Origin of the sequence: Niabella beijingensis (assembly GCF_020034665.1) — a bacterium.
In the GTDB taxonomy this organism is placed as follows: Bacteria; Bacteroidota; Bacteroidia; order Chitinophagales; family Chitinophagaceae; genus Niabella; species Niabella beijingensis.
Window position 1 is genome coordinate 88,443 of record NZ_JAIQDI010000001.1, and the last position, 17,905, is coordinate 106,347.

Annotated in this window: 10 protein-coding genes; 3 read left to right on the top strand and 7 right to left on the bottom strand. The window is 48.9% G+C overall.

The features are described 5' to 3' along the window. The first annotated feature begins 137 nt into the window (after window positions 1-137). The 3 genes from K7B07_RS00390 (at window position 138) to K7B07_RS00400 (ending at window position 6,570) form a co-directional block, all read left to right on the top strand. Window positions 138-1,367 carry an ROK family protein gene (locus K7B07_RS00390; protein WP_223706420.1) on the top strand — a complete coding sequence of 410 codons (1,230 nt, stop codon included), beginning with the start codon at window positions 138-140 and terminating at the stop codon, window positions 1,365-1,367. Window positions 1,368-1,852: 485 nt separating this feature from the next. Then, window positions 1,853-4,906, top strand: coding sequence for a SusC/RagA family TonB-linked outer membrane protein (locus tag K7B07_RS00395; RefSeq protein ID WP_223706421.1), 3,054 nt, complete (start codon window positions 1,853-1,855; stop codon window positions 4,904-4,906). Between the two features lie 50 nt (window positions 4,907-4,956). After that, window positions 4,957-6,570 carry a SusD/RagB family nutrient-binding outer membrane lipoprotein gene (locus K7B07_RS00400; RefSeq protein ID WP_223706423.1) on the top strand — a complete coding sequence of 538 codons (1,614 nt, stop codon included), beginning with the start codon at window positions 4,957-4,959 and terminating at the stop codon, window positions 6,568-6,570. 70 nt (window positions 6,571-6,640) lie between these two features. Here K7B07_RS00400 and K7B07_RS00405 read toward each other — a convergent pair whose 3' ends face one another. From K7B07_RS00405 to K7B07_RS00435, 7 genes are all read right to left on the bottom strand, one after another. Then, entirely contained in the window at window positions 6,641-7,744 is a 1,104-nt protein-coding gene (locus K7B07_RS00405) for a DUF4185 domain-containing protein (protein ID WP_223706425.1), read from the bottom strand. Window positions 7,745-7,769: 25 nt separating this feature from the next. Then, a complete protein-coding gene (locus tag K7B07_RS00410) occupies window positions 7,770-10,385 on the bottom strand; it encodes a GH116 family glycosyl hydrolase (protein ID WP_223706427.1) in 2,616 nt (871 codons plus the stop codon). Window positions 10,386-10,417: 32 nt separating this feature from the next. Beyond that, window positions 10,418-11,521, bottom strand: a complete 1,104-nt coding sequence (locus K7B07_RS00415) for a GTP-binding protein (protein WP_223706429.1) — start codon at window positions 11,519-11,521, stop codon at window positions 10,418-10,420. Then, window positions 11,508-12,308: an MIP/aquaporin family protein gene (locus K7B07_RS00420; RefSeq protein ID WP_223706431.1), complete on the bottom strand. Its 801-nt coding sequence runs from the start codon at window positions 12,306-12,308 to the stop codon at window positions 11,508-11,510. The genes K7B07_RS00415 and K7B07_RS00420 overlap by 14 nt, the downstream gene beginning before the upstream one ends. Window positions 12,309-12,455: 147 nt before the next feature. Beyond that, the gene (locus K7B07_RS00425) at window positions 12,456-12,890 is read right to left on the bottom strand and encodes a DUF4945 domain-containing protein (protein ID WP_223706433.1); all 435 of its coding nucleotides are present in this window, start codon (window positions 12,888-12,890) and stop codon (window positions 12,456-12,458) included. Window positions 12,891-12,901: 11 nt separating this feature from the next. After that, window positions 12,902-14,665 carry a RagB/SusD family nutrient uptake outer membrane protein gene (locus K7B07_RS00430; RefSeq protein WP_223706435.1) on the bottom strand — a complete coding sequence of 588 codons (1,764 nt, stop codon included), beginning with the start codon at window positions 14,663-14,665 and terminating at the stop codon, window positions 12,902-12,904. Window positions 14,666-14,679: 14 nt separating this feature from the next. Beyond that, the gene (locus tag K7B07_RS00435; RefSeq protein ID WP_223706437.1) at window positions 14,680-17,868 is read right to left on the bottom strand and encodes a SusC/RagA family TonB-linked outer membrane protein; all 3,189 of its coding nucleotides are present in this window, start codon (window positions 17,866-17,868) and stop codon (window positions 14,680-14,682) included. Window positions 17,869-17,905 lie beyond the last annotated feature (37 nt).

Below are 17,905 nucleotides of genomic sequence, written 5' to 3' on the forward strand. Positions count from 1 at the left end.
CGTAAACGAGTTACCTGTCCAAAATACAGACATTTTAAAATGAATGCACAAGTTATTCTACAATATACAAAACTTTTTAAAATTTTTTTTTAAGTTTTTTAGGCTATTAATTATATTCGTAAGTATAAACGGTCCGATTGCATAGGGTTGCCACATATAGCAAGCTAAAGCGTAATATATTTGAAAAATTATATTATGAAAAGGAGCTAACCTGCAGTGACCTGAGTGCGCTGCTGGGTAAAAGCATTCCCCTGGTGGCAAGAACCCTTGCAGAATTAACGCAAGAGGGAATTGTGGTCCCTCGCGGGCATGCTGATTCTACAGGCGGCAGGAAAGCGCTGTTGTACCAGCTAAAATCCCAAACCGTTTATATCCTGTCTGTAGCAATGGATCAGCTGTACACCACCATTTCGGTGATGGATGCCGGCCGGAACGAGGTCGTTTATTCAAAACAGGTTGATCTGAAGCTGCTCGGCAACAACGAGGCCCTTGCTGCGCTTGTGGCGCTGATAACAGCCACACTTGAAGATTCCGGGATCCGGCACGATCAACTGCTGGGCATTGGATTGGGCATGCCGGGATTCATCAACATAAAAAAAGGTGTCAACCAGTCTTATGTTTTTACAAACAGTTCTTTAAGTCTGCGCGACTACCTGCAACAGACGTTTAATATGCCGGTTTTTATCGACAATGATTCCAGCACTATTGCCCTTGGAGAAGCCGCTTTTGGAAGGGCCAAAGGGAAAACCGATGTAATGGTCATCAACATCAGCTGGGGTGTTGGCCTGGGAATGATCATGAATGGCAGGCCTTTCAGGGGACATGCCGGTTATGCCGGTGAACTGAGTCACATCCCCATTGCCGACAACGACATTATTTGTGAGTGTGGTAAAAGAGGCTGTCTCGAAACGGAAGCTTCCTTACGGGTAGTAGCCCTTAAAGCACTGGAGCTGGCGGACAAGGGGAAACTGGGCCATCTTAAACTCACTGATCGGTCGATAGAAGCAACCGCCTATGCGGTAATGGAGTTCGCAGCCCAGGGTGATCAGCTTTGCATCGAATTATTATCAGATATGGCCTATAAGATCGGAAAGGCCCTGGCCATCCTTGTTCATATCATTAACCCCGAGCTGGTATTGCTGAGCGGCCGGGCTTCCGCTGTCGGAAAGCTGTTAATGGCCCCCGTGCAGCAGGCCCTGAATACTTACAGTATTCCGCGGCTTATGGAGGGAGTGGAACTGGACTATTCAACGCTCCAGTACAACGCCTATTCGATGGGTGCAGCAGCGCTGGTGGTTAACAGTCTGTCTGCCGCCAATGCGGATGCCATCAAAGAGACAGATACAGCAGCCGCTGTTTCCGGATAAAGAAACCGCTATTATTCACGAAAAACAAAAACAAGCAGCACATGAAAATGAAACAACCCATTGCACTTTGCCTCCTGCCCGGCGTTTAAGGGCAGCAGGTGCTGTACAACAGCGTCAGCCGGCAACCCGCAACAGAAGCGGCTGCCGGGTTCAATATTCCTCCTTATACAAAAGCAAAAGGATCACCGATACATGAGAACTATCCGATCCGTTGCATTTTGTTTTTTGCAGGGCTTTTTATCCCTGCCCAGGTAAATGATCAGTACACAAAAGAGTTGGATCCTGCTTCCGGGTATATCCGGAACACCTCCGTTTTTTTAACGCAGCACGGCCGCTGATGCGGCTGCAGGACATTGATTGCTCTTTTCTATCCCGTCTGTTCCATCAGGAACGGAAACGGCCAGCCCATACATACATGGCAGCCAGCAGGATCATTTATCCCCTTACAGACACATTTTTATTACTCACTAAAGCAAAACTATCAAATGAAAGCAAAACAATTCATTACAATTTGCCTGTTCCTGTTGGTCAGCAGTATTCTGCATGCCCAGGAAAAAACAGTAACCGGCCGTGTTACCGGCCCCGGCGGTGATCCGCTCTCCGGTGTCACCGTCCTGATCAAAAAAACAAATACGGCAGTCGTCACGGATGAACAGGGGAGCTACGCTATTAAAGCCGCTCCCAATGCAGTACTCGTTTTTTCTTTTATAGGCTATCTCACAAAAGAAGTGCCGGTAAAAAACGAAACCGATATCCCCGTGGTGCTCCAGGAATCCAATGTTGAGCTTACCGGCGTGGTGGTGACCGCCCTGGGTATCAAGCGGGCGGAACGGTCACTTACCTACTCTACCCAATCCATCAGCGGGTCAGACCTGGTAAAGGCCAAGGATGTAAACCCCATGAATAACCTCATCGGAAAAGTATCCGGCCTGCAGATCAACAGAAGTTCTTCCGGCATCGGGGGGTCGGTAAGCATTGTTTTAAGGGGGCTGAAATCCAACAGAAGTAATCAACCCCTGTATGTAATCGACGGGCTTCCTGTTGTAAATACCGCAGGCAGCGGCACTACAGGTCCCTTCGGCGGCAATACCGACCGGGGCGACATCCTCAGCTCGCTTAACCCGGATGATATTCAAAGTATCAATGTGCTGAAAGGGGCTTCCGCATCGGCATTGTATGGCAGCCAGGGAGCCAATGGCGCTATCATGATCACCACTAAAAAAGGCGCAGCAGGAACTACAAAAATTGATGTTTCAAGTACGGTCATGATCGATCAGGCCTTCTACCTCCCGAAGCTGCAATACGCCTACGGTCAGTCGGCCTCCGAAAAAGGGGATGCGGAAGACAGCTGGGGCAAACCAGGTTCCTATCAGGACCATGTTAAGGATTTTTTCAACCTGGGGGCCACATTTATCAACAGCATTGCGCTGAGCGGAGGCACCGAAAAATCGAGGAACTATTTTTCTTATGCCAATACCAGCAACAAAGGTGTGATGCCCACCAATACGTTTAAACAGCATTCACTGAGCTTCCGTAATTCGGCAAAGTTCTTCAATGACAAACTCACTTTCGACGGAAGTCTGATGTATGCCTTCCAGGACGTACACAACCGGCCTTCATCTGGTTTGTATTTCAACCCGCTCAGCGGGTTGTATATGTTTCCGCGGGGGCTCGATTTCAACCGATTCAAAAACGAATACCAATACCTTTCGCCCACCCGCAACCTGCTGTTGCAAAACTGGTTTAATATCAATGCAGATGCAGGTCTGGGCGGTACCCACCATTCGCAGAACCCTTACTGGATCCTGAATAAGATTCCGACCGACCAGAGCCGGCACAGCCTGATCGGCGCTGCAAGTCTCAAATATGATCTGAATGACTGGCTCAGCATCAGTACCAGGGGAACACTCAACCGGGTATGGAATAAATTTGAACGGAAAGTAGCTGCAGGTACACAGGGTGTCCTGTCCGGTCAGACCACCGGTGGTACTGCCGTCGATAACGGCCGCTATATCCGCGAGGAGATCGTTTCCACCAATAAATACGGCGATCTGCTGTTGATCGGTAACAGGGATCTGAGCGAAGATCTGAGTCTGAATTTTACAGTAGGTACAGCTATTTCTGACCTGAACAGCTATGGATGGAACCTGGACGCCCGGCAGCTGACTGTGGCCAACGGCTTCTCAATGGCCAATCTTTCCCGGAAAGATCCCATTAACGCACTTACAGAAGTATATCAACGCAGCCAGACACAATCGCTTTTTGCATCGGCCAATTTAGGATTTAAAAAATACCTTTTCCTGGATCTTACCGGAAGGAATGACTGGTCATCCACACTGGCCAGCACGCCCAATGAAAAGCAGGGGTTCTTTTACTACTCTGCCGGTATCGCAGCAGTATTGTCAGATCTGCTACATTTGCAGAACAACTACAGCAAACTCCGGCTCTCTTATGCCCAGGTAGGAAATGGTGTAGGTGTTTTTGTATCGCAGATACCGGAGGCCACTATGGCCAGCGGCAATATCGTGGTAAACAATGCAGGCGTATATAATGACATACCGTTAAAACCCGAAGTAAGCAACAGCTGGGAACTGGGATATGAAGGCCGGTTCATCGATAATCGCCTTACAGTAGACCTCGCATTATATAAGACCAATACAAAAAACCAGTTCTTTACCTTCCAGGGACCGCTGGGATTACTGAACACCACTGTTTATCTCAATGCCGGCGATGTGGAAAATAAGGGGATTGAGCTGGCGGTGAATTACAATGTGATCAAACAGGACCATTTCAACTGGAGCACCGGTGTAAATTATACGGCAAACAGGAACAAGGTACTGGAACTGCACCCGCGGCTTACCAACGCCTATCCTATCGGCAACTTTAATGTACTCCGCGTAGGCGGATCCTTTGGCGATTTCTGGGGCAAGACCTTTTTGAGGGATGCCAGTGGCAAGATCGTTGCAGATAAGGACGGTACGCCACTCGGATCAGTAGACGGTTATATCGGCTCCTCTAACCCGAAAGCCCTTGTAGGCTGGAACAACAGCTTTACATTAGGAAAGGTATCGCTGGACTTTACGATTGACGGTCGGTTTGGCGGCCAGGTGATCAGTATCACGCAAGGTTATCTGAATTCCTTTGGCGTTAGTAAAATCAGTGCCGATCAGCGGGAATCCGGTGTACCTGTAGACATGGTTACACAGGACGGCAAACCCGTCACCAATGTCCCGGCGCAAAAGTACTACCAGGGGATCGGAAACCGCGATGGCATTATTGAAGGAGAAGTGTACGATGCCACCAATATCCGGCTCCGGCAGCTTTCAGTGGCCTATCACATCCCGGTAAAATCAACTTTTATTAAAAACGCGAGTATCAGCCTGGTAGGCCGCAACCTGTTCTTTTTTAAGAATAGTGCACCCTATGATCCGGAGTTAAGTACTACTACCGCTACAGGAACCGATGGAGGACAGGGACTCGACAGCTTCGGACCTCCTACCACGCGTAGCTTTGGTCTTAATCTGAATCTGGGTTTCTAAGAAGTAACAAGCACTCCATTCAAACAATCAAACAGAAAAAAAATTCAGATATGAAACAATCTAATTCATTTTTACGGGTACTTGTCCCCCTTGTGCTGCTGTTCATGTGCAGCTGTACCAAAGATTTCAAGGACTTAAATACAAATCCTATCGGCCTTACAAAAGAGCAGGAAGATGCGGATTACACGCTCATGTCGGCGCTCCTGCAGCAGGCGCAACGCTTTGTCATTCCTGAGGATGTCGGCACTTACCAGCTGTCCGAAAACCTGACCAGCGACTCCTATTCCGGGTACATGGGCGCCGAAGCACCTTTCCGGTCCAATGCCAATAACCTCACGTATAGCCTGGTGGACGACTGGAATAAATCCATTTGGGTTTCACGCTATACCAATGTAATGAATCCCACCTATAAAGTGATCGCTGCCGCCCAACAAAACCCATCGCTTAAAGACCTGGAAGCCCTGGCCAGGATCATACGGGTTTCGGCACTTTCGCGCGTAAGCGATAAAATAGGACCGGTTATTTACAGTCATTATAATTTGCCCAATGATGATGGGACCATCAGTTACGACGCGCAAAAGGATGCTTATCGTCTGTTTTTTAAGGACCTCGACACCGCTATTTCCATTTTAAAGACCATGCCCGCCACGGTTTCCCCTCAGATGAAGAATGCGGACCTCGCCTATACTGCGGACAATTATACCAACTGGCTTAAATATGCCAATACGCTAAAGCTGAGGCTGGCATTACGTATTGCGCTGATTGATGCTGGCATGGCAAAAACGCAGGGAGAATCGGCCCTGGATCCGGCAAACGGAGGGCTGCTTAGTGAAAACAGTCAGAACTGTTCGGTGTCTCTAAGCGTATCGCACCCGTTGAATGTAATTGTAAATGACTGGAGTGATACCCGGATGGGAGCACCGATGGAGTCCATCATGGGCGGATACAATGATCCCCGGATGCCGAAATATTTCCAAACGGCCACCGATCCTAAAGTTACCGGTCAGTATAAGGGGATCAGAAGCGGTATCAACATCGATGAAAAGTCTCGGTATGATTCTTATTCAAAACTGGTATTTTTTCCCGTAAATAAAATGCAGCTGATGGTTGCCGCAGAGTCGTGGTTTTTAAGGGCAGAAGCTGCGTTGCGGGGCTGGGCAAATGCCGGTGATGCAAAAATCAATTATGAGAACGGTATCGACCGTTCATTTACCATGTATGGCCTGAATGCCAACGCGTATAAAAGCAATGCAACCAGCAAACCCAAGCCCTATATCGATCCGAAGGCACTCACGCCCGGAGAAAATGATATAAAAGCTGGTTCGCCTTACCTGAGCACCATTACCATTCAATGGAATGCTGCGGATAATAACAACCGGAAGCTGGAGCGGATCATTACCCAGAAATGGATCGCCATTTTCCCCGACGGCGAAGAAGCCTGGGCGGAATACCGCAGGACCGGGTATCCGATACTGTTTCCGGTGATCGCCAATAAAAGCGCAGGGGTCATCCCAACCCTGCCCGGCATAAGAAGCATCCCCATACCACAGGTGGAATTTACCACCAACAAAAAAGCAGCGGAAGAAGCTGCAGCCACCATGAGCGGGCCCAGCAACGGGGCGACACGCCTCTGGTGGGATGTGGTGGATAAGTCTTTTAAATAGAGTGGCATCCCAAAAAAAAGGCTGTACCATATCCGGTACAGTCTTTTTTATACCCGGTGCTCCGGTAATCTTATTTTCCGGCCCGCTTCAGATCCACCTTCATCAGAAATACATTGTAAGCTTTCCATTCCGACATCAGAAAATAAAGTTGTGTATCACTTTCAAAAGGATAAATAAACGATCCGTATAAACCCGGATAGTCCGAAGAGCGGACCACTATTTCCGGGGCACTCCATATTCCCTGAGGTTCGGGAGCATCGCGTAGTACGATCGCCTTCCGGCCCGCATCAAGATACAGCATGATCCACCGTTTCAGTTGTTGATTATAGCGTACCGACATTTCCCCTGCGGGCGCTTCCACAACGGGATCCGCCGCGGTTTCTCTTTCCTTGACCCAACCATTTTTGCTCCAGTATTCATACGCGTTCTTAAAAGCGATCGCCTCTTCCCTTACCCGTAAAAGATAGATGGCACCCTGCCGGCCGGCCGGTGTGCCGTACAGATAAACAAACCCGTCTTTTTTGGCCAGTGCCGCCTGGGCAAATTTGCTGTCTGCAGTAAAGCGCACGCCGCCGGAGCGCCACGTATTTCCCCTGTCTTCAGAAAAAAAGAGCGCGGAATAATTGGTGCGCCATTTTCCCGGCACTTCCCAGCAGTGTATATTCATACAATGAACCACTTCCCTGTTCCCGGCATGGATGGCCGCAGTGGGTATCATGGTATGATCGCCTTTGCAATCCGGATCGTGGCGGCTCGGGATGATCTCCCGGGCATCTTTGCTTCCCGCAGCCGTACGCATACTGTCGAAGCGGATCCCGTTGGCAGGCTCCTTATCGGTTGAAAAAGCCAGCACATTGGAACGCCAGCTGCCGGCATTCCCCGGGCCACCCGCTCCCGGTTTGAAATCACGGCCATAACTGTCTCCGAAAAAAAGTCCCACGGTACCATCGCCCATTTCCCAGGCAATGCCCAGATCGGTGCCGCCTACATTATAAAAATGATCTGTCCGGTTCGGATTGGGAACCGTATCCGTTGCACGGGCAGCACCGGTAACGCGGGCCACTTTTTTTACAGGACCCGGAATGACCACTCCCTGCAGGGTACCTGACTGCCCGTATACTCCCGGGATGCCGCTCAGGACAAGCCCTAACAAAATACATTTCAATGATCGCATCACAAATAATTGTACGGGTAATCTCCTAGCCGGTAATGGCAATATCTTTCACATCAATGCTGCCATATACCGCCCGTACGCTGGCTTTTTTATTTTTATAGGACACCGTTCCGAACCCGGTAGCTGTGGAAATAAAACAGGTAAAATCACCGATCTTTGAATCCACATACAGCTTCTTATCCACGGCATCATACCGCAGGCCGGTAAGTCCCTGCAGCATACCATAGCTCGACATCGCCCTGGCATACCAGTGACCGCATTCGTATTCGTTGAACGGGTTCCGTACCCTCCCGTTGTACCGGTCGCGGCAGGCACGTACAATATCCAGTCCTTCTTTTACCTTCCCCTTCAGCATCAGGTGCGCGGCAACCTGGTATTCGATCCCCGTCCACACTTCATTACTGTACACAAAGGGCAGCGACAGCTTCCCCCCTTTTGGCCAGGTGCATAATAACAACCCGCCTTCAGTACCGAGGGCATACGAAGGGCGTTGCGGGTTTACATGTCCTTTCAGACTTTTCTTTAAATTATATTTATGAACGGCCAGCAGGTGACTGGTGACCTTTTGCTGATTAACAGGGTCCTCCAGTCCGCATACAGAAGCGATCCAGCTTCCCAGCACCCCATCGGAAAGACAGCCCCTGCCATACTGGTATTTGGGTCCTTCTTTTTTTAATATTTCAACCGCCTCTTTTGAATAATTCCCGCCAAAGGACTGGGCTTCGGCCGGGTTTGCGGCTTTCAATCCCTCCCATTGGATCTTCTGGAAGAAGAATTCGCCGTTATACAGGGATGTTTCCAAAAATGCTTTCCCTTTTTCCAGGAGGGATTTATAGGATGAAACATCTTCCTTCAGATAATCCCCCATGGAAATGATCGATTGCAGTGCCCCCAGGTAAAATGTGGTACACATGGCATCCGGTCCCCAGAATTCAATATCATAGGTATTATGATGTGGCTCTTCCACCAGGCCCTTCTTTCCCGGATCCCAGGTTTCGATGCAATAATCCAGACTGCGTTTTGCCAGCGGGTATATTTTCTTCAGCCAGGTATCATTACCACTGATCCGCCATTCCCGGTAAACCTTCATGATGCCACCCAGCTGACCATCAGCCGCTGCATGAAAATCATGTTTTACCGGGTTGATCGGCATATTGGCACGAAATGTCTGATGCCCCTGCGCACTCTGGTCTTCGCAAAACTCGGTATTGCGCAACCCGATCTCCAGCCGTGGGAACAAATGACAGATCGCCTGTGCATAGTTCCACACATGGGTACAGGTTCCGTGGCAGCAGCCCGATTCATCGCTGCAACCCTCCCAGGCCCACATACGGCCGTCGTACTGACGCAATACGGTTGGTGATTTTAATATCGTAAGGTTTGCAGCAACGGCTTCGGTCACCTCCGCCGGAAGTGTGCTGCTGTAAAAGGCATCCTTAAACAATCCGGAATTTTTCCGCAACACTTCATATTGTTGTTTCCAGTAGCCCGCTACTTCCTGTACACTCTTAAACTTGGAAGCATACCAGGGTTTATATTTTTCTCCTGTATATTTTTCAAAATTGTCCAGCCCCGACTCCACTGGTGTAATACAGCATTCCGCACTCTTGCAATTCTCTTTTCCGTCCGGTCCTTTGTCCTGTATGCGCAGGTCGGATTCAGGAACATACCATGCCATCATTATCCGGATCGTTTTCTGTGCCCCCGGCGCCAGCTTGAAAGGAATGAATAAGGAAGCCCCCGGGGCATCCCACTCTACTGGTGGAACAGCTTTTGCAGCCCCTGATTCGATGGTATTCCATATCATCGTTACCGGATCAAACCAGCCACCCCTGAACCAGCAGTGATCGATGACCGGCTTTTGCTCTTCTGTTGTATAAATGGCGAAATCCGTTTTCGTAAACGGCTTATCCTTTCCTGCTTCCTGAGAAAGTATAAATCCGTTATCCAGCTGTTGTATACGGCCGCGTTCTCCCCTTGCTACAAAGTTCTTTGCGTTATAAGAAAAAACAGCATCTATGGTTTTTGAAGATTTGTTTACAAACCGGTATTCCAGGGCACCTGCGGGTAAACCCGAATTGTCTTCATCGCCCGGTATAAAAGGGCTCCAGCCGGTAAGCTCTACTTTCAGCGGCAGTTCCGGGTCTTCCAGCTGAATGATCCCGAACGGAAATCTTGCCAGAAACGAAGCGCTCCCAAACCGGGGCAATCCAAAGCTGGTACCGCCGGCACCGTTTCCCGTACCCCGCTGACCAAATACTTTCCATTCGGGTACGGGCCCCTCCAGTACTTTTGCCATTGGCTGGGGCCCTTTTATACATACCGCTGCAAACATATTGGGCTCAAAGAAAACCTCCGGCCGGTTGTTGATCGACATATGCGATACCGCACCGGAGCCCTCCAGGCAAAACATGCCGGCTCCAAGTCCGCCGACAGGAAAAGCCACCCGGTTGAGATGGTCTCCTGTGTATATGCCGTTGTACGTTCTTGATGCACCGGGCTGGTCCTTCTCACCGGATGACACCGGAACAACGGCATGTTCATCGGGAAGAGCGGCCCCCGCCACTCCTGAGGTCACAGCGGCCAATCCGCTTAATCCAACTTTCTTAAGAAACGATCTTCTGCTTTTATAACTGCTCATTAAATTTCTTTTACATGAAATAATCGGTTTATTCAGGCTACTATATAGCTGTATTTATGTTCGGGCCGGGGATAACCCGGGCTTAATGCTTCGCATTGACGGATCTCATAAAACATATCATCGCTTACCGTTTGGGCCAATGCTTCAAAAATCAGCAGCTTCAGTTTTTCCGGATCCAGCTCCACCCGTGCATTGATGGTCATTTGCGCTATATTGCCATTTCCCGCAGCCCCGCGGAATTGCATTGTAGAACGCGGACCGGTCTGATTGCCGATGATGTATTGCTCTTTCCCGGATTCCAGCATGATCTTAATATGCCCGACTGCGGCACCTTCGCCCAGCAGTCCATTCAATTGAGAAAAATAATTTTTCAAAAACCGGTCCCAATCAATCCCGGTACCCTGTAATAAAACAGCTGCATTAAGCCATCCTAAAATGGCCTCCCCTTCTGCATAAACCGCATAATCCACCTCAACGATCCTGCTCCCCGAAACAGCGCTTTCTAAAACATAATCCAGCCATTCTTCCACCCCTTCCCCGCTCTGTGTGCTGATGCCAAGTACCTTTTGATCCGGAAACATCAGTTTTACTTTTTCCGTTAAAACCAACAGCCGCTCCGGGGTTACCGTATCTGTTTTTGAAACAAGTATCAGATCGCTTTCTTCGAGCTGCTTGCGGTATATATAGGCAGCCGACGGGTGCATACCGGCATCACCTCCGTCGAGAATCTGTTCCAGTTTTTCCGGATCTGCCAGCACCGTAAAAGGCGCCATCTCCACTTCCGCCTGCATCTGGTCCTTCAGCGGTTGCAAAATAGTTGCAGAAATATCCGTACAGCTGCCCACCGGTTCGGCAATAATCACATCAACGGTTTCCTGGTGATCCATCAGCTCATGAAGTACCTCCACAAATCCATTGTAATTGCAACAAAAACAGCTGCCACTGATTTCTCTGACAATGCTGCTGTCCTTCAACAGCAACTGTGTATCCACCAATGCATCTGCCTGGTCGTTGGTGATCAGGCCCACCGTCTTACCACTCTTCGCAATATGCGCGGCTGCCACCTGTAACAGGGTCGTTTTACCGGCGCCCAGGAACCCGCCCGTAAAAATCAGTTTCGTTTTATTCAGTTTCATATGTCACTTTTAACCGCGCCTGTAGTTGTTGTTTTATATAAAAATTATAAAGCACTGCCGCCAGTACTGATCCGCATAGCGGTGCCAGGATATATACCCAGAAAAAGCCACCGCGCTCATCCGGGAATGCCGCTGCGCCCCAGCCCGCAAACCAGGCCACCAGCCGCGGACCGAAATCCCGCGCGGGATTAAAGCCTGCCTGTGTAACAGGGGCAAACAAACAGATCAGGATGGCCAGCGCAATCCCGATATACAGTATGGCGTATCTGAGCCCGTTCTTTTTGCCGGAGCGCTCATACGTTACAATAAAAATAACGGCGGTCAGTAAAAAAGTGCCCAGTCCTTCTGCAACCATCGCCTGCCAGACCGGGTAGGGACGGTAAAACTCCCCGAACATGCGGGCCGTAGCGAGGGATTCCGGTGCGCCCCTCAGGAGCTGATGTGTGGTTTCGTATGTTTTTATAGAAGCACCCAGTATGCTATACAACAGAAAAGCCGCTGCTGCGGCACCCGTAAATTGGGCCAGGAAATACAGCGGCAGTTTTCGCCGGTGAAACTTTCCCGTAACGGCCATTGCGATACTTACTGCCGGATTGAAGTGCGCGGCACATACAGACCGGACCGTCCAGATCGCGATCATTACCGCAGCCCCCCACACTACTGCAATGGCAACAATATTCGGGGGCCAGTTAAATAAAACGGACACCCCCACAGCACCACATCCCAGGAAAACAAGGATAAAGGTACCGGCGGCCTCGCCAAGGAATTCATTAAATGAACCTTTCATACGACATGGTTTCTATGCTAATTTAATCGATTAAGTTAAGAAGTGTGGTACTTTTTAAGTTGTTTTTTCCCGTTCCTGAAGCTCCGGTCACAGTGAGCAGCAGCCTACCCTGCGGTCACGGGTATTTTTAATACAAAGTCTATCTGGTTATTCATCAAAAGCGACCGTTTGACCGGGAGAATAAACCTCTCCGGAATAATTGGGATCTTTTCTTACCGTAGTGCCTTTTATTTTTACAGTGATGTGGTATTTCCTCTTTGCATCCGGATCCTCCAGTGGTTTATCCGGTACCTCATAGGTAAATGTTGTCGGAGCATTGTCCAGGGTAGTGCTAAAGGGTGAAAAACTGGCCAGGCTCGGCTGGATCTCTTTTACCAGAATGAACACACTGACTGGTTGCTCAATGCTCTCCGGCAACGCCGGAATGTTCCAGGTCAGTTTCATCGTGGAATCCGTCAGCTTTTGCAATGTCAGATTTTCTACAGGAGGCAGACTTATGCTTCCTTCTTTCCGGTCTGTAATTTCTCTTTTATTACAGGCCACCAGTAAAAAAAAGCAACCAGCAAAAATAAATGCTTTCATAATCGATCGTTTTAATATCCGGGATTTTGTTTGTAACCACCATGCGACCAGTTCATCTGGGGCTGCGGAATGGGCAGGTATTCGTCTCTTCCGGCAGTAAAATGCGCCTGACCGAACCAGTCGAAACGTCCCCGTTCTTTTGCAAAATGCGCATTCATCACCGGTTCCAGCTGGCCCCAGCGCATCAGGTCGAAAAAACGCCGTCCCTCGCAGGCCGTTTCCAGCCGGTTCTCCCACATCAGGGCATTCCAGGCGAAATCCTTATTCCAGGTACAGTTTACGCCAGGCTGATAAAGTGCCACATGGTATTTCATCCAGTAAGTACCATCCGGTTTTTTCAATCTGCTGGTGCTTTTGGCAGCACGCTCTCTTACCCGGTTGATTAACTGTAATGCACCCATCAAATTCCCTTGCTGGATCAGGATCTCCGCTTTCCACAACAACACTTCCGAATAGCGGATCACTTTCTCATTTAAACTATTGTAGGTATAGAACGGTTTGTACAGGCAATTACAATTAGGTTCCACCTGTTCTTTTTTTGAATTAAAAAATCCATACTGGAACGGAGACCGGGAACCACCTTCTTCATACAGGATACTGTTATCGTACTTCCAGGGATATCCCGGAATGGAAGCCGTATGACTAAGCCGCGGATCAAAATCATGCGTCTTAAAATAGTTGATATAGGCTTCATTTTTCAGCTCTGTATTGTTATAGTTCACAAAATCGGGCAGTCCATTCCCATCGGTTTTAAATGCATTGATCAGCGTATGGGTCACCTTATGGAAGTCGCAGCAGGGGAACTTCCCGGCCCACCAGGGGGCATTCAGTTCATTGCCGATATTTGTCATTCCTCCTGTCCATTCGTGCACCCCGCTGTTAGAGATCGAATACTGCAACTCCCAGATCGATTCCTTTGTTGTATTATCATAATCCACGATATAATTTTCCGCAAAATCGGGTTGCAGGTCAAACAGCGCACCATCCTTAGCAGTGATCACATTGATATGCTCCAGGGCCCGGTTCAATGTGCCCTGGTTGATATTGACAACCTGGTGCCGGTCGTTCTGCTCGTAAGCCCTGAACAACAACGCTTTGGCGGCCAGCGCATGGGCAGCATATTTTGTAGGGCGCCCCACATCCTGCTGATTATCCGGTAAAACATTGGCAGCGTATTCCAGATCTTCTATAATCTTGTCCCAAAGCCCCAGATCATTCTTCATGGAATCCGGGCGGTTGGAAATGCCTTCCACCATCACAGCATCTTCCGGGGTCGTTTCATCGATCCAGGGAATGTATTTCCAGCGCAGTTTCATTCCCAGGTAGATCCATCCCCTCACAAATCGCATTTCTGCGATGCGCTGCGGTTTTGTCGGAAGCGCTGTTTCATCCAGTTGCTCCAGCCTGCGCAGCGCTATATTGGTCCTGCTGACTCCGCTATAGCCTCTGTACCAGGGTCCGTCATTGTTGCCTACATTCGGCGTCAACAGCGTAAAGATCTCCATCTCATGCCAGGGTACCTGGTCATTCAAACCGCCGCCACCTTTATAGGAATCGTCCGATCGTACATCCTGTATCCAGGGGTTGTGCGTATCGCCGTATCCCAGGGTTGGCATATAAGCATAGGCCGCAATCACGAACTTCTCGGCATCTGCTGGAGTTGTTATTTGGGATTCAGACAACACTCCCTTGGGATTTACATCCAGAAAGCCTTTGCAGGAAGCTCCCGTCAACATAATGACCGCAAGCGCATAATAAATTTTATATTGTTTCATAATGAACATGCATTTTAAAAGGTTACATTAACTCCGAACCGTGCTGTGAATGGCATAAGATACCCGCCGTATGGTCTTCCTCCGGTTGGATTCGGCGAAATATTCGGGATTTCCGGATCCGGACCTGTGAATGCATTATCTCCCCAGGATTTTTTTATGGTGAACAGATTTTGCGCTGCCAGGTAGATCCGGAAACGGCTCATGCTCCATTTATTGATCAGCTGCTGGGGAAAACTATAGCCCAGCTCCAGTGTCCGCATTTTTACATAACTCCCGCTTTCTACAAAATAGGTGGAAAGCCGGCCTTCTCCGTTTGCATTACCGCGTGTCAATGCAGGAATGTCTGAATTTGGATTACCGGGCGACCAGGCATCCAGAACACGTGCCGTGTGGTTCCGGTCGTTCTGTACACCGATGTTCCACAGATCAGTCAGCTGTTTCCAGTCATTCACTACATCATTCCCAAATACACCCTGGATAAAAAAAGACAGATCGAAATTTTTATACCTTGCGTCAAAGTTTAACCCCGCCATCAGGTCCGGGTCTGAAACCCCGATCCAGGTACGGTCGTAGATCTCATCGATCTTCCCGTCCCCGTTCAGGTCTTTGTAACGGATCCGGCCCAGTCCTTTACCGGGCTGCTCCGGAGAATTATCTACTTCCTCCTGCGTTTTAAAAATGCCATCTGCCACCAGACCATAAATCGAACCAATCGGCCTTCCCAGAATATTATCTGACAATCCATTACCGCCATATTGAAATACGACGTTCTGAGGCAATGATGTGATCTTGTTGCTATAGGCCGCTGCATTGGCGGTAATATTATAATAAAAATCTTTTTTTGTATCCTGCCATCCGATTGCCAGTTCAAATCCCTTGTTGGACATATCTGCCGCATTAATCGACCGGAAGCCCCCTTCACCCAGGGCGGCGATATAGGGAGGATCCGGAATCAACATATCGGAACTTTTCTTATTAAACCAGTCAAAGGAACCGGTAAGCCTGTTATTTAAAAATCCAAAGTCTATACCGATATTTGTTTGGGTGGTTGTTTCCCATTTCAGATCAGGGTTACCGATCCGGTCTCTGCGATAACCGGATGGGATAGCCCCGGATCCAAGCCCGCTGATATCATAAGAAGTTATATTTGCATCGGTCTTATATAAATTTACGAGCCTTCCTGCCGAAAGAGGTGCCTGGTTACCATTCTGGCCCCAGCCCGCTCTCAGTTTCAGGTCTGAAAAAATATTTTTTATTCCCGAGAAAAATGATTCACTGGTCAGGCGCCATCCTCCGGAGAAGGCCGGAAAGGTACCATAACGGTTATTCGGACCAAATACGGAAGAACCATCCCTTCGCAGGGTAGCCGATAATAAATATCTTGAATCATAATCGTAGTTGATCTTTCCAAAATAAGAAAGGAGTGTGCGTTCATCACCGCTGCCCCCGGCTTCGATCCTGCTGCCGCTTGCCGCGTCTAAATACGCGTAATCCCTTGTCTGGAGTGCGATATCAGACCGGTAACCTCTTAAATCTTCCCTTATAAATCGGTAAGACTCGATACCGCCTAAAATATCTATTTTATTTTTTCCTAATACCAGATTATATAAAAGCGTGTTGGTCCAGGTTTGACCGAGTTGCTGCCAGTTTAATTGTTCGACCCCGCTGATGTCGTCAAACTTACCCCCGGCTTCCTCCCATGTGGGATCAATATAACGCTGGTACCACATGCCATAGTCCAATCCATATTGTGTTTTGAAGGACAGGTTCTTTAAAATTTTTAATTCGGCATAAACACTTCCCAGCACTTTCAAAAAATTAGGAACATTCTCTTTACCGACTGTCAGTTCCCTGACAGGATTGTTAAAGTCATCCATACCCAGTTTCATGGCCACCCCGCCCCACATCCCGTCATTGGCATACACAGGTATATTAGGGGGCATCACCAGGAATGCATAATTGGCATTGGCGTCCTTCATCCTCAGCTGGGTAATCGTTAAATTTTCACCAATTGTCAGGCGACCTTTTATTAATTCATATTCATTATTAAACCGCGCAGACAACCTCCTCAGAAAGGAAGTGATCTGAGTTCCCTCATTATTGTAATAGTTTAAAGAAAACAAACTTGTTAACCGCTCTCCGCCTCCCGTAATGGTCAGCTGATGATTTTGCTGAATGCCGGTGCGGGTGCCTTCCTTATACCAGTTGGTGTTGGCAGAGGGCATGGTCTTTGTTTCATTCAGCCATTCAGGCTGTATAACTTTATTAAGCACAGGAACACCATGGGCATCGTAACTCCAATCATAATTATAAAACCGAACAGCGGTAGCAGGATCATTGCCGTCATTGACCGTTGCCTGCCAGAGAGCCCGCCCATACCCTTCCGCATCCAGCATCTTCGGCACGCGGGTCATTTTTGAAAACCCCACATAGCTTTCATAACTGACAGTCGGTGTTCCTTTTTTTCCTTTCCGGGTAGTGATAAGAATCACCCCTCCTGCCGCACGCGAGCCATAGATCGATGCGGAAGACGCATCTTTGAGGATCTGCATTGATTCGATATCAGCGGGGTTAATATCCCTTAAGGTGATATTGACCGGCTGGCCGTCCAGGACGATCAGCGGCGGGGAGCCGTTGATGGAAGTGATCCCCCGGATGTTTACCGACACATTATCAGTAGGATTCCCGTCCGTCCTTATGTACACACCAGGCACCTTGCCTTGTATCGAACGCAGCACATCCGCGCTCGGATTCTTGGCAATAGCGGAACGCCCTACCACACTTACTGCACCCGTAAGATCTGCTTTTCGCTGGGTCATATAACCGGTATTGACCACCACCACTTCCAGCGACTCCGGATCCGTTGCCATTTTTATCGTTATTTCGGTATCGGTACCGATCGTATACTCCTGGGTTTCTTTGCCTACATAAGTAAAGATCAGCGTACCTGCGCTGTCCGGAACCGTGATCTGGAACCGGCCGTCTGCACCCGTTTGCGTTACCGCATTATGGCCTTTTACGGCCACACTGACGCCCGGTAATTTTTCACCCGAGTCGTCCGATACGCTTCCCTGCAGCTGCCGTTGTTGAGCCAGGGAAGGCAGGGCTGCAGCAATAATAAAAAACAGGAGAAATAGCTTACTTAATCGTTTCAGCAAGTGACGATAACTCACGGGGGCCGCCGTTGTTTTTTTGAACATCATAAGACAAGACTTTACGTGTATATATTAATAAATACCG

What these genes read in the sequence shown, in the direction of transcription:
- K7B07_RS00395 (WP_223706421.1), top strand. Translation starts at nt 1,853, where the DNA reads ATGAAAGCAAAACAATTCATTACAATTTGCCTGTTCCTGTTGGTCAGC.
- K7B07_RS00400 (WP_223706423.1), top strand. Translation starts at nt 4,957, where the DNA reads ATGAAACAATCTAATTCATTTTTACGGGTACTTGTCCCCCTTGTGCTG.
- K7B07_RS00405 (WP_223706425.1), bottom strand. Translation starts at nt 7,744, where the DNA reads ATGCGATCATTGAAATGTATTTTGTTAGGGCTTGTCCTGAGCGGCATC.
- K7B07_RS00410 (WP_223706427.1), bottom strand. Translation starts at nt 10,385, where the DNA reads ATGAGCAGTTATAAAAGCAGAAGATCGTTTCTTAAGAAAGTTGGATTA.
- K7B07_RS00415 (WP_223706429.1), bottom strand. Translation starts at nt 11,521, where the DNA reads ATGAAACTGAATAAAACGAAACTGATTTTTACGGGCGGGTTCCTGGGC.
- K7B07_RS00420 (WP_223706431.1), bottom strand. Translation starts at nt 12,308, where the DNA reads ATGAAAGGTTCATTTAATGAATTCCTTGGCGAGGCCGCCGGTACCTTT.
- K7B07_RS00425 (WP_223706433.1), bottom strand. Translation starts at nt 12,890, where the DNA reads ATGAAAGCATTTATTTTTGCTGGTTGCTTTTTTTTACTGGTGGCCTGT.
- K7B07_RS00430 (WP_223706435.1), bottom strand. Translation starts at nt 14,665, where the DNA reads ATGAAACAATATAAAATTTATTATGCGCTTGCGGTCATTATGTTGACG.
- K7B07_RS00435 (WP_223706437.1), bottom strand. Translation starts at nt 17,868, where the DNA reads ATGATGTTCAAAAAAACAACGGCGGCCCCCGTGAGTTATCGTCACTTG.